The organism is Pseudoalteromonas sp. GABNS16E (genome assembly GCF_028598715.1).
Lineage (GTDB): Bacteria > Pseudomonadota > Gammaproteobacteria > Enterobacterales > Alteromonadaceae > Pseudoalteromonas > Pseudoalteromonas atlantica.
This window is the reverse complement of record NZ_JAQREZ010000018.1, coordinates 1-25,440: the sequence shown is the minus strand read 5'-3', so window position 1 is coordinate 25,440 and position 25,440 is coordinate 1. Positions and strand designations below refer to the sequence as shown.

The window sequence follows — 25,440 nt, the reverse complement described above, 5'->3', positions numbered from 1 at the left end:
AATGCCTATAGCAATGCGCTTAATTATGGATTGGCATTGGTATTATTCTCCTCAACCACACTGAATCAGAGTTACTGCGCTCTGAGTGAGAATGCACCGAACTTCTTGTTATTTAGCGTGCTATGCAAGCTTTTCGGTATGTTCGAGCGCGTTAGAAAGCGCTTTTTCTATGTGCGGCAGCTTAAATGGCTTAGAGACAAACATATCCATGCCTGCTTGCTGGCAAGCTAGTTTATCTTGCGACGATGTATTAGCAGTTAGCGCTACAATGTAGGTGCTTTCGCTAGGGCAAATACGTTGCGCTCTCAGCGTTTTAGTGGCTTCAAAACCATCCAGGATTGGCATAATGCAATCCATGAAAATAAGGTCGTAATGCTTTTGCTTACACTTAAAAATAGCGTCTTGGCCATCAATGGCGCAGTCGGCTTTTACGTTTAACTTATCAAGAGAGGCATCAAGCACACGGCGGTTTATATCGTTGTCATCAACAATAAGTACACTGAGCGAGTGGCTGTTTAACTCAATTTTTGATTGAATGTCGTCTATTATTTGCTCTTTACCAAGCTCTAGCGGAATATTAATACTAAACGTGGAGCCTTTTTGTAGCTCACTCGTCACCTTTATTGTGCCGCCCATGTATTCTACAAGCTCTTTTATAATTGCTAGGCCAAGCCCTGTGCCCCCTTTATTATTTTTAGCGTCAACCTCTTGTGTAAACGGCGAAAATAAAGACTCTAAAAAGGCAGGGGTCATTCCGCGACCAGTGTCAGAAACTGTGATACCAAGAGATAACGCATCGTTATTATTTATGAGCTGTGTTTTAAGTTTTACATGGCCTTGCTCGGTAAATTTTAACGCATTACTTAATAAGTTAGAGGTAATTTGGCTCAGGCGTGTGCTGTCGCAAAAGGCCCAGCAGCTATCATCAATTGTATTATCTATGATTAATTCAACATGGGTTTCTTTAAATAACGGGGTATATAAAGAAGCTAAATCACTAAATATGGTTTTAAGCAGTACATCGGTTGGCTCTAGTTTTAATTCACCATGATTAATTTTAGAAAAATCGAGTACTTCGTTGATAATGTTAAGTAAAATATCAGCGCTGCGTAGCGCTATTTTTATTTTTTCGTCTCGTTTTTCAGTGTCTTTTTCATCTATTAAGGTGGTGAGCATGCCAGTTATGCCATTTAGCGGGGTGCGTAACTCGTGGCTAATTTTAGCAAATAGCATACTTCTATCTTCTAACATATGCTCTGCTTCGGCTTTTTTCTTTTTTAGCGCTTCTCTAAGTAAGATTGATTCGGTAATGTCTTGAAATGTACCAAATAGCCTTATGCAATTACCTTCGTGAAACTCGGCTTCGCCAAAAGTCGAAATCCAAATTTCTTGGTTTTGTGCAGTGATAACCTCAAGTTCTAAATCCCATTTTTCACCTTTGTTTATGGCGTTTTCTACCGCTTTATTTATGGTTTCTCTGCTGGGGCCCTCTTTGTAAAACTCAATTGCGTTATCAACTATTGGCTGATAGTCATCGGCTACCTGATGAATGCGTTTAGTTTGCTTACTCCAATAAACTTTGTTCTCGATTAAATCGACCTCCCAAGTGCCGATATTCGCGATGTTTTCGAGCTTTGACAGGGTGTAGCTATTTTTTAAAAGTTGCTCTTTAGTGTCTATTTTTGCAAATTCAGATCCTAACCACTGAGCAAATAGCTCAATGTAATCGTAGGCTTCGTCGCTAAATGCAGTTGACTCGTTAGGTGATGAAAAGTTAACAGTGCCAAAGGTTTTATCGGCTACTTTTATAGGTGCGCCAATGTAGGACTCAAGTTGAAAATTTATGTAACAAGGGTGAGTTGCAATCGTACTTTGTGAAGCTTTATGAAACGAAAGCGCCGAGCCCGCAGATAACGTATGGACGCAATAGGTGCCATCTAGCTCAAATTGTGTACCGGGTAATAAGGCGTTATCGGGTGTTATAGCATGTAATACTGTGTACGTATTAGCATCAATTTTACTAATTATTGCTACATCAAGGCTGAACACTTCTAGGCCAAACGCGAGTAGGTTTTTAATTTTAGAATTAAAATCCAGAGTTTGGTCTGAGACTATATCGTGAAAACGCCTTAAAAAGTTCACCGCAATTACCTTAATTGTATTTTATATCGTTATGCGTATCGGCAGATAGGCATATTTATTTATATGTTTTTAACAGTTTATACCAACAGGCGTAAACCGTTGAGCAATATATTGAGTAATGGGTGTTAGGCTATCAACACGCGAACTTAATTGTTTTGCTCAATTAGCAAACTTTTCCGATTAATAGGTAGAATTAGGCGTGTATTCTGGGTTTATGTCGCCGCCTACTTCTTCTGGGTCTACATCGTTTATAAGCAACACTTCGCGCACGGCTTCAATATCATCAAGCACTGTTTGATAGCGCTCGCCATATTCGTACTTTGTTACTTCAATTGCTTGCGGCATGTAAGTAAATGCAATTTTTAGTGCGTGTAACGCGTCTGGATTGATTTTATCGCTCATAAATTTCTCTCATTTTATCAATGTATAGTGATTTGTTTAACAGCTGCAAAAAGAGCCTGCCTAGGGACAATTAGCTTTTTGCATATGCCTTAACAAAATAACAATAATTATAGAGTTTGTTGACTGTTAAAGTTAAAAATTTGCCTGTTTAGTCGTTATTTTAATGGGCTAAGCAGTTAAGCACTGATCAGTATGATAACGCAGTTATTTTTGGGATTATTTAAAAACATTTTTAGCTCATCATATTTGCCTACCTAAATACCAAGTATGCTCAAAAAATGTAATTTTATAAATAAACAGGCATTGATTGTGCGAATAAAAAGGAGCTTGTTAGCTTATTAAGTAACGATAATATGTTGCATAAATTTACAAATGCGCAATATAATGCAAATAGTTGTTATTTGCATGTGCAGATGTGCGCGCCTGCTATTTATTAAATGAGCTAAAAATGAATAATAAAAAAACCTTTAGCGCTACAAAGCGTCGCCATTTAATGGCGTGCGTATTGGCATTGGTAACCGCTACGGTGATGATCACCGGGATGACTACCTACTTGCCCTTACAAATGAGTGAACAAATTTTACTGCCTATTTTACTGTTTCCAATTATTTGGGTTGGGCTTTTTATATATGCCTACATTAGCGAAAAAGCATGGCAGCCACTTTTACTCATGATCACTTTGTGTTTAGTGCATGGAATTTTAAGTTATTTTGCATTAATGCAGGGGCAAGGATGAAATCAATTACTTTAAAAAAGCTATTTTTATTACATAGTTGGGTGGGCGTAGTAACCGCCGTTTTATTGTTTGTTGTGGCATTTACCGGCGCGTTAGCAGTACTTGCAAGGCCTGAGCTAAAAATTTGGGCTAACCAATCACTGCAGCAAACTCAACATATTCCTAATAGCGAAATAAGCACATTAGTTAACACATACCACGCTCAAGTGCCCAAAGAGTTTGGTGAAAACATTCATGTGTTTATGCCAACAGGGCATAATTTTCACTTACTGGCTTTAGTATTTGAATCGCACCATGGTGATGAAAATTACCAGCAAGAAGTACTTCGGGCATTTGAATTTGACCCAGCAAGCTTAGCGTTGGTAAATACCTACTATGGCCCCAGTAAGCAATATTATGCCAATAAAAAAACAGATGCAGCCAGCTATATTGGTGAGTTTCACGCTGATTTACATTTAGGGCGACCTATAGGGCTTATTTTAACTGGGTTTTTAGGTTTAACATTATTAGTAAGTACGGTAACTGGCTTATTTATACATCGTAAATTAATTAAAGAGCTATTCACCTTTAGGTGGCTTAAAGGCTTTGATGTAACCATAAGTGACGGCCACAAAGTAATGGGCATTTGGGGCAGTATTTTTAATATTGTAATTGGCTTTAGCGGCGCATTTTTAGGACTCGCAACCGTAATTTTACTACCTGCAGCAGCTTTTGTTAGCTTTGGAGGCGACCAAGATAAGTTGATAGAAACTTTTACAGCTATTCCTGAGCCAATAATTAGTCATGTAAATCAGCCGACTAACATAACCGCTATTTTAAGTGATGCGCAGCAACGCTACCCACACGCTGTTATTTTAGATGCCACGGTAATGGCGCATAACGATACAAACGCACAAGTGTATTTACGCCTTTTAGGAGGCGAAGCCGTGGCTTCTCAGTTATTGCATTACAATGGGCAAGGGGAGTACATTACTTCAATGAGTAGTTTTGGCGATATAGCCGGGGTATCAATTAAAATTATTGAAATACTCTTCCCACTCCATTTTGGTAATTTTGCAGGCTTATTTGTCAAGTTACTTTGGGTAATGCTTGGCTTAGCATGTGCCTTAATGCCACTTTCTGGCATGATGATGTGGTTAGCAAAGCGTACCAGAGGCAGCACACCAACGCTTAGCGCTGACGCGTATGCAAGGTGGAACCGCTTTATTATAGGCAGTTGCGGTGGTTTAGTGCTTGCTTGTTGTGTGTTATTCCCTGTGCAAGTACTTTTAAACTATGCCGTGGCTGGCGCTGAGCACAATGCTTACTTTGGGCCGGTATTTTTTTACGCGTGGTTAGTATGGCTAGTAATTGCAGCATTTTGGCAAAACTATAAAAACTACTTTAGATCAACCTTGTTGCTTTGCGCCTTATTCTTAATGAGTGTTTTACCACTTAATAGTGTATTGGGCGTTAATAATATTATTAACGCAAACAGTACCCTAGTGGCATTTACAGATATTAGCTTTTTAATTGTTGGACTGGCGTTTTTATGGGGATACTTAAAAACAAAACCTGATGCCATAGCACTTGCAGAGGTAAAAGCAGCATGAACACTGTTATGATAGTTATTGCACTAGCGTGTTTACTAGCCGCTTTATTATTAATGAGAAGTAAGCACTACAAAGTAGCCTATAAATGGCTGTATTGTAGTGCTTTAATAGCTATTGTCTTAGCGTGCTTTATACATGTTTACGCTGTGCTAGCGGGCATTGTATGCACCATTGCAGCGTTTACTGTAATGGGCATACTGGTTGCGCTATCTAAAGGGAAACAACACACTTAGCTTAAAAAGGCTTTGGCTTTATCAATTCCCATTTTGTACCCATCGTTAAGGCGTTTAACATTTTTTGTTGTACGGCCCACTCTAAATTGAGGCGGTGGAGCAATAATATTAATTTTGCAATCTTCAGGCGGGTTATTAATAAAATCTATGCTGCTGTTATAAACATGCGCTCTGTTAATCGTGCTTTTTATTAAAGCAGGGTAGTTTTTATAAAGTTTTTTAGTTAACCACTGAGATTTACTCGGTTTTTTTCTATAGCCTAGTGGCTGAGAAAGCACCACGGTTATTTCTTGAGCGCCCATTTCGTATGCTTTTATTACGGGAATAGAGTCTGCTACGCCGCCATCGGTCATCGCAATATCATTAATTATAGGGTAGTTACGATACGCAATTGGAATCGCGCACGATGCCTTAAGTTGCTCTACCATCGCATCACTACTTGCTTTGAGGTAATGGGGCTGCCCTGTGGTGATAGCTGTAGAGACGATATAAAATTCGTGAGCCGCCTTTGCAAAGGCTTCTGTATTGAGGGGGATCTCTTTAATGGTTGCTTGCCACAGCCAATCTAAATCAAATAAGTGGCCGCCTTTGATAAAGCGCGCTAAGTTAATAAATTCAGGCCGACACGAAAAATCGGTAATAACATGGTAGTTACGTTTAGGTTGTTGGCATAAATAAGCGGCTATATTGGTAGCGCCAGCAGAAACCCCAAAGTAATTAGTAAAAGGTTGATAGCGCTGCGCTAAAAACTCATCCAGCACGCCGGCGGCAAAAATACCGCGCATTGCACCTCCCTCAACCACTAAAGAATGTTTATTGTTATTATTAATCATACTATTACCTCCCTGTTGATGATATTACCAACTAACCAGGTAAAGCGCGATAAAATGCTGAAATAATTATACCCATTTGCCACATTACTTAATTCACTTAAGGGGTTAGAACTGGCGCTAACGGCGCTAAAAATTTTGATATAAACAGAGCTATAAAGAAGCTTTTATCCTGTAATCAGCATGGTTTAGTATTTAAAACTAAATCACTTAATTAAGCTATTTGGTATTAGTGCACTGTTTGGCTTAGCAAAAGCATTTAGCTGCTAATGTGTTTTGTTTAATCGTAAGTGTTGGGGATTTCTGATAAAGTATTTATTAATACAAGGCTTTGTTAATATTAAAGAATCGTTATTTATGACTGACTCAAGTGTGACCGTATTTAGTAACGTGCAAAATAAGTTAGGTGAAAGCCCGCTTTGGCACCCTTTGCTTGAAACGCTATTTTGGGTAGATATAGAAAAAAACCTGCTGCTAAGTAAGTGTTTAACAAAGCCTGACTCACTAACACAAGTTGAAATGCAAGATACGGTTTCGGCTTTAGCGTGGCTTGATAAAGCACATCTTATTATTGGCACCAGTACGGGTATATATAAATACCATATAGCTTCTGGGGTGCGCCAAACGCTCACATTTTTAGAAAATACCCAGTCCACACGGCGCTCTAACGATGGTCGAGCTGACCCCTGGGGTGGTTTTTGGCTAAGCACTATGGATACAAACGCCCGCTCAGGCGAAGGTAAGATTTACCGTTTTTATCAAAATTCGCTTAATTGCGTGGTGCAAGGTTTAACCATTCCCAACGGGTTATGTTTTGATAAAGCGCGCTCACGTGCTTATTACTGCGACTCTAAAGCCAGCTGTATTTTTACTTTAAATGTAAACCCAGACAGCGGCGAGCCTATATTACCCGGCCAAGTTTTTTATCAATTTAAAAATACCCAAGTAGACCCTGATGGCTGTGTGATTGATGCCCTTGGCAACTTATGGCTTGCGGTATGGGATATGGGCTGCGTTATGTGTTTATCGCCAGATGGGGAGGTTTTAAACACACTGCCACTTGCTGCAACAAAACCTACAAGCGTTGCGTTTGGTGGCAACAACGCACAGTGGCTATTTGTAACTTCTGCAGATGACAGTAATGTAAAAACTAACCAGTCATTACAAGGTAATGTATTTAAAATAACAGGCATAAAAAACGGGCAGCTAGAGCCGCCAGTTACTTTATAATAGATTTAGTTATGTAAATTGGCATACCTTATTACGGCCTGTTTCTTTTGCGGTATAGAGTGCTTGATCGGCTTTGCTTATAAAGCACTGTGGCGTGCTATTTTTATCAGGCGTGGCTGAATAAAAACCGATACTTAATGTTAAGTACTCACTTACGGTAGAATTATTATGTTTTATGTCTGCCGCTTTAATTGCTTGTTGAATTAAGCGGGTAAATTGTTGGCAGTCTTGCTCATTAGTTGCCGGTAAAATGACGGCAAATTCTTCACCGCCATAGCGCGCGGCTAAATCGCTTTCGCGCCGGCATCGCGACTTAAGCGCAGCTGCCACCTTAACTAAGGCTTCATCGCCTTGTTGATGGCCGTAGCTGTCGTTGTAATTTTTAAAAAAATCAATATCGCACATAATTAAGCTAACGGGTTGCTTTGCACGTGCGCAGCGTTTAATTTCGCTCTCTAGTGCTTTATCAAAACAACGCCTGTTTGCAATTGTGGTGAGGCTGTCGGTATTAACAAGGTGGTTAAGTTTTTGATTTGCGGTAATTAGCTGTTGTTGAATATGCTGAAGCTCTTGCTTGTAGTTTAAGTTTTTAAACGCATTAGCGATTATTTCACCTACTAGTTTTATCCTAATTAAGTCTAAGTCTGTCCACTCACGTTTTTGCTTTACACAATCACAACCAATAAAGCCTACTAGCTCCTTATCGTAGCGAAGGCCAATACACAGTACCGATTGAATACCTTCACGCTCAAGTTCTTGTTTTTCTTTAGTCGCTTTTTCTGGGAGGCTGGCAACATCATTTACTTTGAATAAGTGTGTGGTGCCCATTAAATTAGCAAAGTAGGGGAGTGAGTTTTTTGGTATGTGCTGTAGTTGATCTTTAAATGGCTGAATCCCTTGGTTAACTCACTCATGGGTGTTACGCATTGACTTACCATCTTCAGAAAATTTAAATAAGTAGCTCCTATCGGCATGGCATACAGTGCCAATGGCTTTAAGCGCAAACTCTATATGAGTATCAATATCGTCAATTTGAATATCTATTAAGTCGGTAGAAATTTTTGAAATAATTTTATCAAAGTTATATTGCGCATCTTCGTTGTGTTCAATTATTTCAAACGTAGCAATGTGTAAGTGACTATTTAGCGAAGCAAGTTTGGCGTTTAGTAATAGGCCTTGCGTTTGTTTTTGTAAAAATACGTGGCAGTTAGTAATTATAACTAAGTATTTTTCAAACAATTGCGTAACAGTAAATTGTTTTTTACTTTCTGGACTACTTAACGTGAGGTGCTTAAAGTCTGCATCTTTTAAAGTTGGCTGTGAGGGTAAATCAAATATACTCTGCGCTTGAGTGTTTGCTTTATAGGCTTGTGTTTTAGCATCATAAAGTACAACGGCAAACGGAATAAGCTTTATAGTACTCCACATATCTTCGATTGGTTTTAAGCCCACTCATTGCTCCAGTTGATTTTACATACAATTTAATTGTTCCTACTATGTTATTTAGTACAACTTTAGCTATTTTGCTAAGTTTTTAGTGCGTTTAAGAGGGCTTCGTATTACAATTGCTACTGTATATCATTACCCTTTTCTACTCTAAGCCACCTGACGGCTTATTTGCATTTTAAGTATAGGTTTTTCAAGCATTTCATGACAGAAATCACTACACACCAGGCGTCTCGTCGTCGGTTACTTATCGCTTTAGCGATAACATGTTCATTTATGGTAATTCAGGTAATTGGCGCTTATTACGCTAATTCGCTTGCTGTACTTGCCGATGCAGGGCACTTATTTGTGCATAATAGCTCGCTATTTATTGCCCTTATTGCCTCAAGCTTAGCAATTCATTTTGCTAAAACCTATAACGATGGCTATCAACGCGCTGAGCTCATTGGTGGTTTAATTAATGGTTTACTGTATTTGGCGATAAGCTCCGTTATTTTATATGAAGGTGTAGAGAGAATTTCCCATCATAACGATGGTCATGATTTAGCAATAAACAGCTTTTTAATGTCGAGTATTGCCTCTGTGGGGTTTTTATTTCATGGTGCTGCAGCGTGGGTACTTTATAAAGGGCGCAAAGCAAGCATTAATGTGTACGCTGTATTTTTGCATTCGTTTTTTGACATTATATCGACCATTTCTACATTTATAGCTGGCGTACTTATTTATTTTACGGGCTGGAGTATTATTGATATTTTATCGAGCATGCTAATTGCCTCGTTTGTGTTATTTACCGGCGGTAAAGTGATCACGAGCTGTATTAAGGGGCTGTTCTTTAATAACGCTAAGTTGCCTAAAGTGAAGGATATTGAGCAGTCAATTACCGATTTAGAGCATGTGCATAACGTACATAATGTGACGGTCTTGCGCAAAGACAGCGATATTATTGTCGGCGCTCACGTGGTGTTAAAAGAGCATTGTACAATTGAAAAGCACGATGAAGCCTGCCGCTTAAAAATAGAAAAACTTCTCGCTGCGCGTTTTAATGTTAAAAGCAGCGTACTACAAATAGAAAGCCACGAATGCCAGCATATTCATAGCTAACTTTTTATTAAAGTGTGAATATGCTCATGTGTTTCGGGGTTTTGTAATTGCTCTGCCCGCATTGGTTTTGCAAAATAATAACCTTGTAAAACATGACAACCCAACCCTTCTAAAAAGGCTTTTTGTTGCTTAGTTTCAACGCCTTCGGCTATGCAATAAAGCTCTAAGTTTTGAGCTAAAGTGTAAATGGTTTTGATGATCGACTCATCACTTTTATCAATCCCAATGCTGTTAACAAAGCTTTGATCTATTTTAATGACATCAATAGGGAACTGGCTCAAATAAGTAAGTGATGAGTAGCCGGTGCCAAAATCATCGAGTAACAGCTTAAAACCAGCCGACTTTAACTTTTGTAGTTGCTTTGCGGCTTTTTGCTTGTCTTCTAGCAGTATGTTTTCTGTTATTTCTAGGCGCAGTTGCACTGGGCTCATTTGATGCTGTTTTAATATATTGGTCAGCTTGGTTGCTATATTCGTCCTTAAGATGTGCTTTGGCGACAAGTTAAGTGAAATATAAAACAATGGGTTGCTGGCCAATGTAGGGGCTAGCTCAGTTAGCGCGCGCTCTAAAGCTTGCTCAGTTAATGCTTCTATCAGGCCTGTTTCTTCAGCAATAGGGATAAATAAAGCCGGCGAGACAAATTGGCCGTTATTTTCCCAGCGCATAAGTAACTCAACCCCATTTATTGTTAGTGCGTGCGTGTCTATTATGGGTTGGTAATGATTAAATAATAGATTATCTTTCGCGGCATCTTTTAAATCGTTTTCGAGGATGAGCTTTTGTTTTATTTGCTCGTTCATCGAGTCGTTAAAAAACTTAAACCCGTTTCGGCCAGCTTGCTTTGCATGCATCATGGCTACATCGGCGTTTCTGATCAGTAAATCCGTCGAGCTGGCATCAAATGGGTATAAAGCCACGCCAATACTGGCTGATATATTAATAGAAAAATCTTCGATAATGACCTTATTGGCAAGTTCTGAGCTAATACTTTTGACTATGTTATTAAGTGCGGCTATGTCTTCTACGTTATCAATAAGCACTAAAAATTCGTCACCGCTTTGGCGGCCAAGCGTGGCATTACTTGGTAACATAGCGCTTACTCTTTGGGTAATATTACACAGCAGTTGATCTCCCACTGCGTGGCCAAATGTATCGTTTACCGGTTTAAATTTGTCTAAATCTATAAATAGTAAAGCGCTTTGAGTGAGCTGCTGGTGAGCTTTTTTAATCGATTTACCAATTTTTTGATGCATTAAACTGCGGTTAGGCAATTGTGTTAGGGGATCGAAATTGGCTAAATAACGTAGCTCGTCTTCTGCCTTTTTTTGTTCGGTTAAATCCGAAATAACAATCACATAGTAACTTATGCTTTGTGTATCTTTAGCGATTGCAGTGGCACTTATATGTATGGGGTGGTGCGGGTTAGTTGCAGTTTTAATAACGGCATCAGTTCGCCAATTTTGTTTTGCTGTTAAGCTTTTTAATGTGTTGGCATAGCTTTTACATTGCGCTTTACCTATCGCATTAACAAACACTTTTAAGCTAAGCGGATGTTTATGAGTTTGCGAAAAGGTTTTTATAAAACTGTTATTTGCAGAAACTGGCACCAAGTTATTATCTAAAATAAGCAGCCAGTCGTTTATTTGCCCAAACGCCTCACCTAAAATGTTGGCTTGCTGCTCATTGGCACGTTGCTCAGTTATGTTGGTATATATGCCAGATACAGATACCGGTTTATTTGTTTGTTCGTCATAAATAATTTGCCCTAAATCTTGATACCACAACCAATGGCCAAGCTTATGCTTTAACCGGTAAGTTGCTTGCCAGTGCTCATGCTTTTTTTGTTTGGTAAAATTTAACCAGTGCGAAATAACCCGAGGTTTGTCTTCAGGGTGAATTAAAGCTAAATAATGTTTTAATGGAATACGGTTTGGCAAATTGGTATACCCAAGCTCACTCCCTCGGTTTGTATTTACCGAATCGTCGCTGTAATGGTAATCCCAAATGCCACTTTTATTGTTACTGAGCGCAAGCTCGGTTTGTTTTTGCGAGTGTATTGTCGCTTTTTGCGCATTAGCTATGGCTAGTTGTCTGCTTCTGTATTGCCAAAACAGTAAACACAGCACAGTTATAATAATTAAAATATAAGCAGCATACGCATAAGGAGACTTCCAAGGCGCGTATGCCACATTAAAATTTAACAGCGCCGGCTTTGACTCGGTCGCACTGTTAAAATTATACGCGCTGGCCTTTAATTGATAATTACCTGGTGGGAGCTTTGTAAAAAATATTTTGTTCGCTTTTAAATCATCATACTCTAGCGAAGTAGGTCCTTGAAGCGTAATTTTGTAACGTGTTTCCGCGCTATTTTGAAAATCAAAATTAGAAAAGCTAACCTCCAAACCCATATCTTCATGTGTTAATTGCAATGCAGAGGTGGCAAACTGATTTGGCTGATAGTCTAAATCGCGCGACATTAAAGTTATATCGGTTATTGAGGTTGTTGTTTGCGTGCTTTGCTGTAAAAACTCAGCGGGGTTAAACGAAATCGCACCATAACTGCTGCCAAACATTACAGTGTTATTTTTAAGCGTAATTGCCCCTAAAGTGCTAAATAAATTAACCGATAAACCATCTTTTACTGTAAAAACTCGCAGCCTTAACGTATCGGTATTTAAGCGGTACAACCCATTTTTACTGCTAAACCATAAATAACCATACTCATCGCTAATAAGTGAATAAATAGACTGGGTTTTTAAGGCGTTACTTACGTTAAAGTGGTGCTTTTTTTCAAAGCTCTGCGCATCAATACCCACTAGGCCTTCGCTGGTTGTTGCTAACCATAAAATGTTATTTTTATCGGTTAACCAGTTTTCGACTGTGTGGTAATTTTGGCTGTCTTTTTTACTGGTTTTATAAATAGTGGTAAGGGTGTTTGTTTGCTCGTTAAACCGGTAAAAGTGGGTAGTTGTACTTAATACAAATTCATTTGGGTAATCATCAAAAGGTCGATGAAAAGTATAGGCCTCTAAAGGGTTTACATGTTGTTTTAACCCGTTAATTTCGCGCGTTAAGCCTGTTTTACCATTATAAACATAAAAACTGTGATCATTATAAAAAGCGAATGTGTCGGGGGCTACCTCAGACAAACCATAAATAACCGCACCTTCAGACAGTGCGTTATTTAAATCTTTTTTAGCAACGGCTGTGCCTGTTTCTTTGTCAAATAAAATTAAACTGTAGTACCCCGTTAGCCATAAATACCGCGAAGTGGAATCTAAATGCGCTTTGTTAATTGCAAAAATAGCGTATTCACCATAAACCGCTTTAGGGTCTTGCGAGGTTAGGTAGTAGGTTGTTTTGTTTTTAGCATTTACATGAGCAAGGCCATTGTCGGTGCCGTACCACATAGATAAATCATCGTCTTGGTAAATACTGTTTATATAGTTGTTTTCGGGTAGGGTGATTTTGTTAAAGCGCCGTGTATTTATTGACCAAGTAAGCACGCCTTGAGTGCGCGACGCCAGCCAAAACACGCCACTTGAGTCGACCATTAAATCGTTAATAGTATTTTCGGTAATATTAAATTTACTTTGATCAAAGCTAAGAATTAACTCAGTGGTGCCCTTTTCTCGGTTAAATTCGAACAAGCCATGCTCTGTGGCAATAAATTCGCCATAGGGTGTATTGCTGTAATCCCAAATATTGTAATCAGCAATCACGCTTTTAGTGCTTTGATCTGCAGCTGCTCCTGCTGAGCTATTTAAACTTAATGCGTACATGCCCTCAACGGTGCCTACTAATAATCCTAGCGTGGGGTCTACAGATAAAAACTTAACATTACTGTTATCGACTGTTTGTTTATCGGGAGTATGTAAATTAAGAGGGGTTAATGACTCTGTTTTTAGGTCGTAACTAAATAAACCCGTTTGTGTGCCTATAAATAGCGTATTTTTGTAATATTTTAACGCGCGCACCACGCTGTTTTCATTGCCTATAGTAAACTCTAAAGTAAGTGAATTTGTTTTAGAGTTAAGTGAATACACGTTGTTTAAAATGGCAAGGTAAAAGGTATCTTGGTGTTGGGCTATCGCTTCAATAGAAGCGAAACTAGCTGTATTACCTGCAAGATTGCCCGAAAATATATTACGAGTAGTTAACGTTTTTGGGTTAACTAAATAGGCACCGGCAAGCTCAGTAGAAACAATTATATTGCCTGCATGCGTTTTAAATAGTGTAGTGATGAAGTTTTCGTTAAGGGTAAATCCGCCATCAAAAGGGGTTACCGTGTAGCCGTCAAATCGATTAAGCCCTTGCGCTGTAGCTATCCAAATATAACCTAAATCGTCTTGCAAAATTTTAGTTACGTAATTTTGGGATAAACCTTCATCGGTAGATATTCGTTGTAGTTGTTGAGCATAATTTGTGGAGGCCGATACGCTAGTAATACAAAGAAAACATACAGTGGTGAAGAGAAAAAACAAAATACTCAATCGCACTAATAAACTCGCTCTAGGGCAGGGATATACATATAAAAGTTAAATATAGCACATTTTTTAAAATGTGGATTACAACTTATAACAACTAAATTAAAGCACTAATTTAGTTATTTATAATCATTTAAGCTACGCTTACTAATTATAATTACTTAAAAACGGGGTGTTATGGTTAGTCACAAAAATTTGTCTGCAGATAACAGCGTGTTATTAGTGATAGATATTCAAGATAAGCTTTCTCCCGCTATTAGTGGTTTTTCTGATTTACTAGAGCGGGCAATAAAAATTGCCAAAGTAAGCGCCCTTTTTAAAATTCCTAGCATAGTGACTGAGCAATATCCTCAAGGGCTTGGTGGTACAAACAGCCTTTTAAAAAACACCCTTATAAACGCACAGACTGTTGAAAAAACGCATTTTAGTGCGTGTAATGAGCCTGCATTTAATGCTGTGTTTACAAAGCTTACGCGTTCACAAATTATAGTAATAGGCACAGAGGCGCATGTATGTGTTTTACAAACCTGCTTAGATTTAATAGCCCAAGGATTTGAGGTGCATGTAGCGGCAGATGCTGTGGGTTCACGAAATACGATGCATAAATCGCTAGCTCTAGAGCAGTTACAACAGGCTGGAGCAATAATTACAAGCGTAGAAAGTATCATTTTTCAGTGGACAAAAAACGCAGCCTTACCTGAATTTAAAGCGGTTTTATCAATTATTAAGTAAAGTTGGCAGGCTAGGCTATATTGATAATTAAATGTGGTCGTAATTATTAGCTAATACGTACAACCCCTGATTTTGTTCAAAAAAATTTTAATAATTAAAGGCATTTATGAATAGTGTAAGTCGTTTATTCACCATAATATTTATTTTTTTGTTTGTAGAGTCTATCGCCCTAGGCTTGTACTTTGGGACACTTACACAAGCATTTATAGTCGGCCTACCTTTAAGTTTAATGCCTATATGGTTACTTAAAACTCAGCAAAATAAGCCAATCACAGGCCATGTTGTGGCTGCGGCAATTATGATGTTTTCTTTTTTGCATATACAACAAGCCTTCGGGTTAATAGAAATACACTTCGAAATATTCATCTTAATGGCCATGTTGATCATGTTTGTGCAATGGCAGGTGTTTATTACGGCCATTATTTTTGTGGCCGTTCATCATTTAAGCTTTTACTTTTTACAAACACAAAACACCGGCTTTTATGTATTTGACCCAGATAGACTGGCGTTTACTACGGTGCTTATACATGCCGGCTATGCAATAGTAGAAGTGTTTGTAGCAGGCTATATTGCTAAAACTCTACAACAAGAGCGCCGAGCTGGCGTGTCTTTAACCAAAGCGACCGAAGCCATTATGCAAGACCCCGAGCATATACAGCTTTCGCTTAGGGCCGATGATAAAAATAGCAATGCAGTAGCGGGCTTTAATACTTTATTGGGTTATTTATCAGATGTAATTAGGCAAGTGCAAACGCAGTCTCTTTCACTGCAGCAAAATTCGCAGCAATTAATAAACGTACACGATGAGCTAGCAAGCGGGGCAGAGCAAAGAAAGCAACAAACTAATGATATAGCTGACTCTGGTGCTCAAGTTGCAAAGGGCTTTAGCTTAGTTGAGCATGAAAGCGAAGTGTTAAAGCAGCAAGTAGATAACATTACTCAAGCTGCAAATAGCGCCTTAAATGACGTTATGCAAACAGACACTAAAAGCACGGAGCTACTTAATTTACTTAATCATACAGAAGAGCAAATAAATCATTTAGTGGCCGCTGGTGATGTAATATCAGGGTTGTTAAATGAAATATCAGGCATTGCAGAGCAAACTAACTTACTTGCGCTTAACGCAGCCATTGAAGCCGCAAGAGCGGGTGAGCATGGCCGCGGGTTTGCTGTTGTAGCCGATGAAGTCAGAACGCTTGCTACAAGCAGTAAAGCCACGACAGATAAAATTGCTTTAACATTAAAAGATTTAGTTACAAACAGTAAAACGTCAACCCAATCTATGAGCCAGTGTGTCGATTTTGTTGTTGATTTAACGCATATCAGCACCACCATGAAAGAAAACATAAGCGCCATGAGTGAGCAAATAAAAGCTGTCAGCCAGAGTACTCACTCTGTAGCGCAAGTTGTTGCTGAACAAGCTGTAAACGCAAAACAAATAGCCTCAAGCACAGAACAAATGCAGCAAAGCCAATATCAAGATACCAAAGTGGTAGAAAAACTAACCGCTAAGGTACAAATGATCGACGTAAGTATTGCGGTATTAGAGCAAAGCATTGCTAAATTTAAGTAATTCATCCATTAAAATGAGTGCAGTGATTGCTCTGTGGTTAGTAGTGACGGTTTCTGGTTTAGTTTATTATCAATACAATCAGTTGCGCGTTTTTGACAGCTATGGCGTGCTTGAACAGCCAGGATGGTTTACTAAATTTAAACAACACATAGGGTTTACAGCAGCAAAGCATAATTCGTTGATTATCGTTACTGACCCTGACTGTGGCTGCACCAAGCAAGCCCAGCCTCATTTAAAACAGTTGGCTGCGTTTTCTAAAGCGCAAAATATTACGCTTATCAATATTGAGCAAACAGCCTCTTTACAAATACTGCTCCCTGCTACACCAGCTGCCGTGGTGATTAACGATAAAGGTGACTTTGTTTATGCCGGCCCACTTTCTCAAGGACTTGGCTGCGCGCAGGGCAGTGGTTTTGTTGAAACGGTTATAAATAATCTTGTAGCTGGATTTAACAGCGAACTGTTACTTAATAAAACCAGTGGTTGTTACTGCACTGCTTGATAGCGCTATTACTGATTAGCCTTTTATAGGTATTAAAAACGCCACTTGCGTAATATTTAAGAATATTAGGCTTGTAGGTTTGTGGCTCAAATACGAGTAAGCGCTACATTTACGGCTTTAGGTTACGGTTATAAACAACAAATTTTTGATGAAGCCTACTGTTAGTACAATCACAGCAAGTGAAATTTAAAAGTACTCCATTTTAGTTATTTCTATAATAAAGCTTATTTAACTTTAGCCATTTATTTTTTGCTTTCATGAAAGAGTGCAGCCTAATTATTTTTTACGTTTGGTTAAGCGGATTCACAAGAGCAAGCATGTTTTGGCTAAGAATATTAAGTGTCGCGTTGAAGCGCTTTAGTTGGCTTTTTATTTCAGGAGTTTTGATAAACAAAGCGCTAGTGCCATTCGTAATAATGCGCATCCCTAAGCTTAAATGGCTCAAAGTTATAAATAAGCGGGGTCGATATAGCGCTACTAAAGACATATGTAAGTAGAAAGGGATTTAAATTTATTTTTTCACGCATACTTTTTTGCCGATAGTTTTTTCTGTTTAAGAAAGCTTTATCTTTTAACAAATACGTACTAAAGGCAAAAAAGTCTAGTTGGTATGGAATTAGTAACCAAAATTTAGTTTACGGATTTTATTGTTATAAGCTATGCCACAGCTGCGGATTTAAGTTTTAGGTTAGCTATTTCACTTTGTGTTGGCAGTGCATCAAAGGCACCAAATTTAGAGACTGTTAATGCTCCACATTTAGTCGCAAAGTCAATAGCTTTTAAAACGTTTTCAAAATTATTAGTCCAAGTAGAAAATTCACTACGATTACAAATTTGCTTAGCTAGTTGATATAAAAAGCCGCCAATAAATGAGTCCCCTGCAGCAGTGGTATCTACAACATTTGCATAAGGGCAAGGGTAGGTTCCACTGAAAGATTGAGATGTAAATGAAATTGGCTTGGCGCCATCGCTCATAAGTACTAACGTTACACCACTATCAATCCACGCTTTTATAGTACTTTCTATATGCTCTATCCCATACAACATAGTTAGCTCTTCTTTACTCGCTTTGATGATATTAACTGTTTTTGCAACTTCAAATATTACTGATGCTGCAGTATGAGGTGCATCCCAAAATGCCGGGCGAAAATTAATATCCATACAGGATATAGAATCAATTTTATTAAACTGTTGCAGAGCATATACAGTGGTATCGTAAATGAGTGGCTTGGCTAGCGAGCCTGAACAAAATGAAACAATTTTAGGTTGCGTAAATAAGGTTGGATCTAGATCTGTTATATGAAGGTCGTAATGGGCTGCGGATTTGTCATAAAACTCAAACGTACGTTCACCGCTTTTATCTAAAGACACAAAAGCAATGGCAGTTTTACCCCTTAGAGATAAACCAAGGTGATCTGTATTTACGTTATGGGATTTAAGGGCATTAACTAAAAAGTGGCCAAACTTGTCATCACCTACCTTTCCTAAAAGTGCACTTTTACCACCTAACTTAGCCACTGCTACAGCTACATTTGCTGGTGCACCGCCTGCAAATTGGTTAAAACTAAACGACTGATTTGAGGTGTTTTCGTTTATACATTCATTTGAAAGTAAATCGATTAACGCCTCGCCGATTGCAAGTACTTCCATCGTAAATATTCCTATAATAGTAAACATTATCGCCTGCTAAGCAGGCGATAAAAATAAAATTAAAAGCGCTTACCTACGCTAATACTAAATGTGCGTGGTAGCACAACCCGTGCATTGAACGTAGTTGCTTGACCCGCAACTGTTTCACCTGCACGTGGATCGCCCTCTGATAACCCTTCAGAATTATTTAGGTTTTTTACATCAGCGCGAAGGTAGTAGCCTTTTTCATTTTCAAGCGATAAACCAATATTTAGCATGCCATACATAGGAAGCTCCGCAGTGTTGGCATCATCAGCATAACGTTTACCACTCCATGAATAGCTACCATGTAGTTTTGCCATACCCCAAGAAAAATCATCAAATTCATAGCTACTAGTAAGTTGCCCAAAGTGTTCTGGAACACGTACAGGCATGTTGCCATTGATATCAATAGCCGCAGCATTACCATTCGCATCAAGGTATTGAGCGGCAGGGGTGTTCACAAATTCTGGAGATTGATAAGTAGCAGAAACCCCAACGCGCCAGCCTTCGGTAACTTGAAGGTTTAACTCAGCTTCAACGCCAAGAGTTTCCGTATTTCTAAACGCTTGTCGTTGAACAACTTGGCCGTTTTCAACCGTTGGCACATTAAAAAATAAATCATCAGCAGCTGCAAAGTAACCTGTGACAAATGCGGCTATGTCGCCTTCATTATATTTTATACCTACCTCAGCCATTACCGTTGATGCCGGCTGTGTTTCTCGACGATTGGAATTATTAAACTCGTCAATTTCTTGTTGATTTGTCAAGCCTGTAATTGCCATGTACTTGTCAACATCAGGCATACGAAAGCCATCTGCGTATCGTGTAAATACAGCCAAATCATCATTAAATTTATAGTTTGCGGCCACTGTCCAAGCAAGTTCATTGTATTCGACATCAAAGTCTCGATAGGTGCCTGCGCCAAAAGGTAAGGAGATATTGCCGTTAATAGTATCTGTATCACTGGCAAAGCTATTTATTGTATATTCTGCTTGATTTTGCGCCTCACCATCTGCTTTTAATGTTTCGTATCTTAGGCCTAAATTGAAAGATACATCTTCAAGTTCGTACTCAAAATCGGCAAACGGCGCGAGAGTTTTTTCACTGTAAACAATATCTGCATAACCATGAGACCCTGACTGAATACCTTTGTATGTGCCGCTGCCAATATCGTTACCTTGTTCATCGGTAAAAACAATATCTAATCGTTGTGGTAGAGGCTCAATTGATTGTAATGTATTAATACGGTAGTCAGTTACGTGACCATTGATATTAGAGAAAAATAACCCAAAGTTTGCATAGAGAGTGCCATCCCCCATGTTATCGAATGTGTAGTTTAATTTAGTTTCATTTTGAAAGTTATCGCCTTCGAAGCGTCTGTGCCAAAAGCCGGCATTAATACCGTAGCCATTTGTGTTATATGAGTTTACATCACTTGAGTTTGCAACACTAAACCCTGTACCTGCATCACGAATATCAAAATTTAAACTGCCGTTTACGAGTGCATTACTTAATTGGTCTGCATTTGCATCGTAAATGGCTTGCGCTTTATCTGATAATAATTCGGCATTACCTACATTTATGATACCGGTAAATGTAGTTAACATATCCGTATAACGCATTTGGTTAGAAAAAATTAAATTCTCGTTTATTTCTATTTCGGTAGTGTTACCAAAATAAGTGACGTCAGCGTAGTTGCCATCTGCTACGTCTAAATCTATGTCTCCGCTTGGGGTGTTGTTTAGCGTTAAAAGGCGAGCACCTGCTGAATTACCTGTTGTTCCGTCTCTTATATCCATACCACCAGGTATTGTTTGCGCATCGGTAGTGCTTCCTGTTAGTGGTTGTGGGATAAAAAAGAATGAACTGTCATCTTGTTTGTTTATTTCAAAGCGCGTAAATCCATTACCATCATCAAAAAAATATTTAATATTAGCGTTTATTTCACCACCTTGGTTTGCTGTATACCCAGGATCGCGTGCTGAGTCATCCTCACGGTACCAAGCGCCTATCGCATAGGTTGTTTGATCATTAATAGAGCCGCTTACCCAACCTTGCACTCCTAAACGATTATTACTGTTGGTTTCAAAAAATACATCGCCTTGAGTATCATCGCCCCCTTCACGGGAGATAAAGTTAATAAACCCTGCAGGTGCACTACCAACAAATATAGAGGATGCACCGCCTCTTATTGCTTCCACATTACCTACATAATTTGAAAGTCGAGTAAACCTGTCATTTTGAGTGAATAAAATATCTTGATTATAAAATACAGTCATACCGTCACGTAGTAGTGCTGTAAATTCAGTTTGGGTTGAAAGTGGGAAACCTCTGGGGGCCACGTTATTACCCGTTTCGCCGCCGGTGTCTTCGGCGTGAAAACCAGGAATACTTCTAACGAGCTCTGCTACACTGTGGGGCGCTAACTGCTCTAACTTTGCTTCGTTAAACGTTGTCATTGCATTCGTTGACTCAATTTTTTCTTTGGGTCGAGATGTACCTGTTACGATTATTCTTTCAAAACCTAAATCACTCTTTGTTTCTAATGAATCTTGGGCTTGCGACTTAGCTTTGGGTGAAATGCAAATAGCAACTGCCGTAGCTATTAAGGTCATTTTAGCAGACATATTTTTCATGTTGTTCTCTCTTTATTGTGTGTGTTTACAATTTTGTGATTTATTAATCAAACGAGTCAGTGTTTTCAAAATTGTGAATAGAATGTAGAGAACTTGATTTAATAAATCAACTATTATTATTTATTGATTTTTACAAACATAATGGTGACTTATTAGTCTATGGGATTTATGAAAAGGTACTTTGTATATAGCAGCTCAAGCTAAGCGCAAGCTGCTAATAGTGAATTCAGAATTGCTTTAATGGTGTGAAAGGATAGTGTTGTCTTGTGAAAAGTTTATGAGTAACGGTAAGTTAGCGCAGCCTATTGATTGTGCTTTAGCGCCAATAGAACCACTTTTTACTTCACAGCGATTAATACCACGGTGATCTGCTTCGCTTAATTTTATCTGGGTAGCGAGTACTATTTTTTCTCGAACGTTTATGGGAATAGCGCCGTCAATAACGACAGCTTCAAAATCAAAAATCGCAAGGGAGCATAATGCTGCATAGGCGAGGCCGTCAGCAACTTGATCTATCCATTTTTCTAAAACAGGTCCTAAGTCGCCCCAATATTCATTAGAACTCCATAGTATATCGGTGTTGTAGCCATCATTTTTAAGCATTTTTTCTAAAATATATAAAGATGATTGCATAATAAGCTGCTGAGAACTAAGTTGACCTTTGCTATTAAGCATAGGCTTGGGAAGTGAGCCAATAGCGCCTGCATTGCCTTTTTTACCTGTAAATAATGATTCATTTATGACTACGCCACCCCCAATAAAGGTGCCTATAAAAACATATAAAAAATCTGTAAATCGGGTAGGGTTTCCAAAGCTTAACTCAGCTGAACAAGCAGCTGTGTCGTCATTACAAACATAAACAGGTAGGTCAATTATTTGATTTATTCTTAACTTAAAATCAAAAGATTTCCACTGTTCCATTATTTCAGTAGGGGCACCGGCTTCTTCTGTCCAATTCCAAATCTCGTAAGGAGTAGCAACGCCTATGCCTAAAATCCTATCTGCTAGGTCTTTATTAAGGCTCATTTTTAGTACGCTTATACCTTTTTTTAAAAAGGTTAGTAGGCTATTTACTGTTGGGTAAGCGCAATTTTCATGAAGCGTAGCACGAATATTTCCCATCAAATCAATAAGTGTTAAATCAAAACTACGGCGACCTACTTTTAGACCTATACCAAATGCGCCATCAGGGTTTAGTGCAAAGGGGATTGTGGGTTGCCCCACACGGCCTCGTTGTGGCTCTTTTCTTATTAACAGGGAGTCGGCTTCTAAGCTATTAATAATAACTGTAACCGCTTGCGCAGAAAGCCCTGTTTTCAGCGCAATTTCAGCTTTTGGAGCGCTACCTTGCTGACGGATCAGCGTCATAATTCGACGTTCATTATAAGCACGCAGGCCTGATTGGCTTCTGCCTTCTTGTGATGTAAGTCGAGGGTTTTTAGCTTTAATAATTATTCCTACCTAGTTGGTTATTGTCTTGAATAACTTAATTTATTGTACACCGCAAGATCCCGTTTGGCGATACAGCAACCTGTATAAATGGGAGCTGCTTTGCTACTTTGTTGAATAATATATTGAGATTATAATGCTAAAAGCACAATAAATAACTATAGTTGATTTATTGACGTGCAGATATATACCTGTTTAAATGCTTTACTTAAAGTTAACAACTGAGACACTGAAATGACCACACACACACACACGAAAGCACCTCTGGTCTCAAAAGAGATGGTCGTGCCTTTTATTTTACTCGTATTATGTTTTGCAGCTTGGGGTGCAGCTGCAAATATGACCGATCCGTTAGTAAAAGTTTTTAGTAAAATTTTTACTATGTCTTCAGTGCAATCCGCATTGGTGCAGTTTAGTTATTATGGCGCATATTTTTGCTTAGCTATTCCTGCTGCCTATATTAACAAACGGTTTTCTTATAAAGTTGGCGTATTAACTGGGCTAGGCATGGCTGCAATGGGCGCATTTATGTTTTACCCTGCTAGTCAAGCAATGACCTATGGCTTTTTTTTAGCGGCTTTATTTATACTTGCAGGTGGCCTATCTATTTTAGAAACATCTGCAAACCCTTATGTTATGGGGATGGGGAATGAGCAAAGTGCAACTCGAAGGTTGAATTTAGCGCAATCATTTAATCCGGTAGGGACAAACATAGGGGTGTTTTTGGCTGCTACTCTTATTTTACCAAGCTTGAATACCGCTACTTCCGATGAGCGTTCGAGCATGACTACTTCGCAGCTCAAAAATATAATAAGCGCCGAATTGGATGCCGTAATGGTGCCATATGTGGGTATGGCATGTGTGCTTGTTTTTATTTGGCTTGCCATCGCGTTCACTAAAACGCCGGATTTTTGTAAAAAGAAGCAGGTCTCAAAACATGTTGATTTTAAGCCAGCCTTTAAACGCTTATTTAAAAATACCCATTATCGTTTTGGTGTAATAGCCCAATTTTTTAATGTTGCTGCACAGACATGTGTATGGACCTTTACGATTCAATATGTAATGGAAGCGTTGAATACAAATGAGGTCAGTGGCGGTACAATTTTACAGTACAGTATGATTACATTTTTAGTGTCTCGTTTTGTAATGACGTGGCTTATGGGATTTATCCGTCCTGCAAAGTTACTGATGGCTACATCTCTTATAGCAATGATGTTATGTATTTACATGGTGCAAATGCCTAATATAAGTGGTGTTTGGGCACTAGTATGTATTTCTGCTTGTTTGTCATTAATGTTTCCTACTATATATGCAATTGCGCTACACGGGTTAGGTGACGATGCTAAGCTAGGCGCAGCAGGTTTAGTTATGGCGATTCTTGGTGGGGCAATAGTACCTGTAATTCAAGCTGTATTTATTGATACTTACAGCGTTGCATTTTCATATATGGTGCCTGCAGGTTGCTTTATTGTTGTAGCCGCTTATGCTGCATTTGATTTAAAGGCCAAAGTAAGAACGTTTAACAAAACCTCTCCTTGTTAATAACTTGAGCCGAGTTAAGAGCTCGGCTTTTTTTTATTATATTTTCTCTGCTAGCTAAATACTGGTAAGTTGAGGCATTGATAATTAAAAGTTTATTAAGCCTTATGTTTTTTAGTATTAGCTCAATACAAGCAACGCAATATTTACTCGTATTTAGTGGGTGGTATTAGTCCGCGCCCATTGCATTAAAGAGCGAGGTTAAACTGGGTGGAGGTGAGTTTACTAAAACGAAAGACATTTTTAGTTTAAATCGAGCAACCTTATAACGCTCCTATTAAGCTTAATATGAATAATGCTTTTGTCAGAACCTCAGCAAAGTACTCACCATTGTAGTGGCAGTACATCCAACAATTGAGATGTATATTTGTGGAGGGATTCTCGAAATGTAGTGGCCAATTATATTGGCCACAATTTAAGGTTCTTTATATTTAATCTTAGAGTCAATTGTCGTTAAACCTAAATTAAGCTAATTGAGTAGTTTCTTATTTGATTACTGCGGAATAAGTTTCGCGTTTTAATTTTGTGATTTTTACCCAAATTTGTATGCTTATTAGCATAACATTTCTTTCTTAATGGGTGGCCAAATTAACTATGCCACTACATATTCACCTGTCATTGCCATACTCAACCCTTGTGAGCCATCACCGGTTTCATCCACCGCAAAGCCCAAATTTGTTAAGCCAACCCGTAAACTACGTCGCAGTGACCCTGAATCTTCAATTATTAATAGCTTCATGTTCTATTTGTTCACCTGAAAATACATCTTAATCACTAGGTTACGCTATATAACTTAAGTTTTACTTAAGGCTTCCTTAAGTTTTTATAGTATAGCCATTATTAAGTTTATCATCAGGATTTCTTAAGTTTCGATTTTTAGTATTGCTGCAATTTTTAAAGACGAGTACAACTATGTCAGCAAATACTTCCGTTTTAAAACCCTTGTTACGTTTTACACTTATATTGTTATCAATCTTTATAACTTCCCGAATTGGGCTATTGATATGGCAACATTCAAGATTAAATGATGGTGATATTTGGCCAGTCATTTCAGGTGCTATCAAAATAGACTTAAGTAGCGTTGGATACTTAGCAACTATTGGAGTGCTGATATTGATGCTGCATGTAATTGCACGCTC

The 25,440-nt window shown here is 38.5% G+C and carries 19 protein-coding genes and 1 pseudogene; 9 read left to right on the top strand and 11 right to left on the bottom strand.

The genetic code is table 11. From position 1 onward, the window contains the following. Positions 1–120: 120 nt before the first annotated feature. Together PSI06_RS09375 and PSI06_RS09370 are read right to left on the bottom strand one after the other, a co-directional pair. Positions 121–2,142 (bottom strand): hybrid sensor histidine kinase/response regulator, encoded by a 2,022-nt coding sequence (locus tag PSI06_RS09375; RefSeq protein ID WP_273603622.1) that lies wholly within the window; start codon positions 2,140–2,142, stop codon positions 121–123. 180 nt (positions 2,143–2,322) lie between these two features. After that, positions 2,323–2,544, bottom strand: a complete 222-nt coding sequence (locus tag PSI06_RS09370; RefSeq protein WP_273603621.1) for a penicillin-binding protein — start codon at positions 2,542–2,544, stop codon at positions 2,323–2,325. 448 nt (positions 2,545–2,992) lie between these two features. Between PSI06_RS09370 and PSI06_RS09365 the strand changes: the two genes are divergently transcribed. From PSI06_RS09365 to PSI06_RS09355, 3 genes are read left to right on the top strand one after another with little or no spacing between them, the layout of a single operon-like run. Continuing rightward, a complete protein-coding gene (locus PSI06_RS09365; protein ID WP_031289698.1) occupies positions 2,993–3,280 on the top strand; it encodes a hypothetical protein in 288 nt (95 codons plus the stop codon). Then, positions 3,277–4,872, top strand: a complete 1,596-nt coding sequence (locus PSI06_RS09360; RefSeq protein ID WP_273603620.1) for a PepSY-associated TM helix domain-containing protein — start codon at positions 3,277–3,279, stop codon at positions 4,870–4,872. Before PSI06_RS09365 ends, PSI06_RS09360 begins: the two co-directional genes overlap by 4 nt. After that, complete coding sequence (locus tag PSI06_RS09355) at positions 4,869–5,105, top strand: hypothetical protein (protein ID WP_273603619.1); 237 nt, start codon at positions 4,869–4,871, stop codon at positions 5,103–5,105. Before PSI06_RS09360 ends, PSI06_RS09355 begins: the two co-directional genes overlap by 4 nt. Here the strand turns inward: PSI06_RS09355 and PSI06_RS09350 are convergent. Continuing rightward, positions 5,102–5,938 (bottom strand): patatin-like phospholipase family protein, encoded by an 837-nt coding sequence (locus tag PSI06_RS09350; RefSeq protein WP_273603618.1) that lies wholly within the window; start codon positions 5,936–5,938, stop codon positions 5,102–5,104. The genes PSI06_RS09355 and PSI06_RS09350 overlap by 4 nt on opposite strands. Before the next feature lie 354 nt (positions 5,939–6,292). On the opposite strand from PSI06_RS09350, the gene PSI06_RS09345 reads away from it, so the two are divergent. Continuing rightward, positions 6,293–7,165, top strand: coding sequence for an SMP-30/gluconolactonase/LRE family protein (locus PSI06_RS09345; protein WP_273603617.1), 873 nt, complete (start codon positions 6,293–6,295; stop codon positions 7,163–7,165). A 9-nt stretch (positions 7,166–7,174) separates the two neighbouring features. On the opposite strand, the gene PSI06_RS21475 is transcribed toward PSI06_RS09345, so the two are convergent. Together PSI06_RS21475 and PSI06_RS21470 are read right to left on the bottom strand one after the other, a co-directional pair. Further along, positions 7,175–7,993: a diguanylate cyclase domain-containing protein gene (locus tag PSI06_RS21475; protein ID WP_337944060.1), complete on the bottom strand. Its 819-nt coding sequence runs from the start codon at positions 7,991–7,993 to the stop codon at positions 7,175–7,177. A 78-nt stretch (positions 7,994–8,071) separates the two neighbouring features. Continuing rightward, positions 8,072–8,617 carry a hypothetical protein gene (locus PSI06_RS21470; protein ID WP_337944059.1) on the bottom strand — a complete coding sequence of 182 codons (546 nt, stop codon included), beginning with the start codon at positions 8,615–8,617 and terminating at the stop codon, positions 8,072–8,074. A 198-nt stretch (positions 8,618–8,815) separates the two neighbouring features. On the opposite strand from PSI06_RS21470, the gene PSI06_RS09335 reads away from it, so the two are divergent. Continuing rightward, positions 8,816–9,712 (top strand): cation diffusion facilitator family transporter, encoded by an 897-nt coding sequence (locus PSI06_RS09335; RefSeq protein WP_273603616.1) that lies wholly within the window; start codon positions 8,816–8,818, stop codon positions 9,710–9,712. Here the strand turns inward: PSI06_RS09335 and PSI06_RS09330 are convergent. Next, positions 9,709–14,211 carry an EAL domain-containing protein gene (locus PSI06_RS09330; RefSeq protein WP_407073074.1) on the bottom strand — a complete coding sequence of 1,501 codons (4,503 nt, stop codon included), beginning with the start codon at positions 14,209–14,211 and terminating at the stop codon, positions 9,709–9,711. The two genes, PSI06_RS09335 and PSI06_RS09330, sit on opposite strands and share 4 nt — an antisense overlap. 165 nt (positions 14,212–14,376) lie before the next feature. Here PSI06_RS09330 and PSI06_RS09325 point away from each other — a divergent pair, with 165 nt between their 5' ends. The 3 genes from PSI06_RS09325 (at position 14,377) to PSI06_RS09315 (ending at position 17,006) form a co-directional block, all read left to right on the top strand. Next, positions 14,377–14,931 (top strand): hydrolase, encoded by a 555-nt coding sequence (locus PSI06_RS09325; RefSeq protein ID WP_273603614.1) that lies wholly within the window; start codon positions 14,377–14,379, stop codon positions 14,929–14,931. Between the two features lie 106 nt (positions 14,932–15,037). Further along, positions 15,038–16,504 (top strand): methyl-accepting chemotaxis protein, encoded by a 1,467-nt coding sequence (locus tag PSI06_RS09320; RefSeq protein ID WP_273603613.1) that lies wholly within the window; start codon positions 15,038–15,040, stop codon positions 16,502–16,504. Then, positions 16,488–17,006, top strand: coding sequence for a DUF6436 domain-containing protein (locus PSI06_RS09315; RefSeq protein WP_121638395.1), 519 nt, complete (start codon positions 16,488–16,490; stop codon positions 17,004–17,006). Before PSI06_RS09320 ends, PSI06_RS09315 begins: the two co-directional genes overlap by 17 nt. 657 nt (positions 17,007–17,663) lie before the next feature. On the opposite strand, the gene PSI06_RS09310 is transcribed toward PSI06_RS09315, so the two are convergent. The 3 genes from PSI06_RS09310 to PSI06_RS09300 all read right to left on the bottom strand — a co-directional run bounded on the left by PSI06_RS09310 (position 17,664) and on the right by PSI06_RS09300 (position 22,708). Further along, positions 17,664–18,683: a carbohydrate kinase family protein gene (locus tag PSI06_RS09310; RefSeq protein ID WP_273603612.1), complete on the bottom strand. Its 1,020-nt coding sequence runs from the start codon at positions 18,681–18,683 to the stop codon at positions 17,664–17,666. A 32-nt stretch (positions 18,684–18,715) separates the two neighbouring features. Next, a complete protein-coding gene (locus PSI06_RS09305; protein ID WP_273603611.1) occupies positions 18,716–21,313 on the bottom strand; it encodes a TonB-dependent receptor in 2,598 nt (865 codons plus the stop codon). A gap of 237 nt (positions 21,314–21,550) precedes the next feature. Beyond that, positions 21,551–22,708 (bottom strand): ROK family transcriptional regulator, encoded by a 1,158-nt coding sequence (locus PSI06_RS09300; RefSeq protein WP_273603648.1) that lies wholly within the window; start codon positions 22,706–22,708, stop codon positions 21,551–21,553. 288 nt (positions 22,709–22,996) lie between these two features. Here PSI06_RS09300 and fucP point away from each other — a divergent pair, with 288 nt between their 5' ends. Next, complete coding sequence (gene fucP, locus PSI06_RS09295; RefSeq protein WP_039972546.1) at positions 22,997–24,304, top strand: L-fucose:H+ symporter permease; 1,308 nt, start codon at positions 22,997–22,999, stop codon at positions 24,302–24,304. A 601-nt stretch (positions 24,305–24,905) separates the two neighbouring features. Here the strand turns inward: fucP and PSI06_RS09290 are convergent. After that, positions 24,906–25,040 (bottom strand): annotated as a pseudogene (locus PSI06_RS09290) (response regulator transcription factor); the annotation flags it as partial. A gap of 76 nt (positions 25,041–25,116) precedes the next feature. Further along, the coding region (locus PSI06_RS09285) for a hypothetical protein (protein WP_273603610.1) at positions 25,117–25,440 on the bottom strand (324 nt) is incomplete at its 5' end.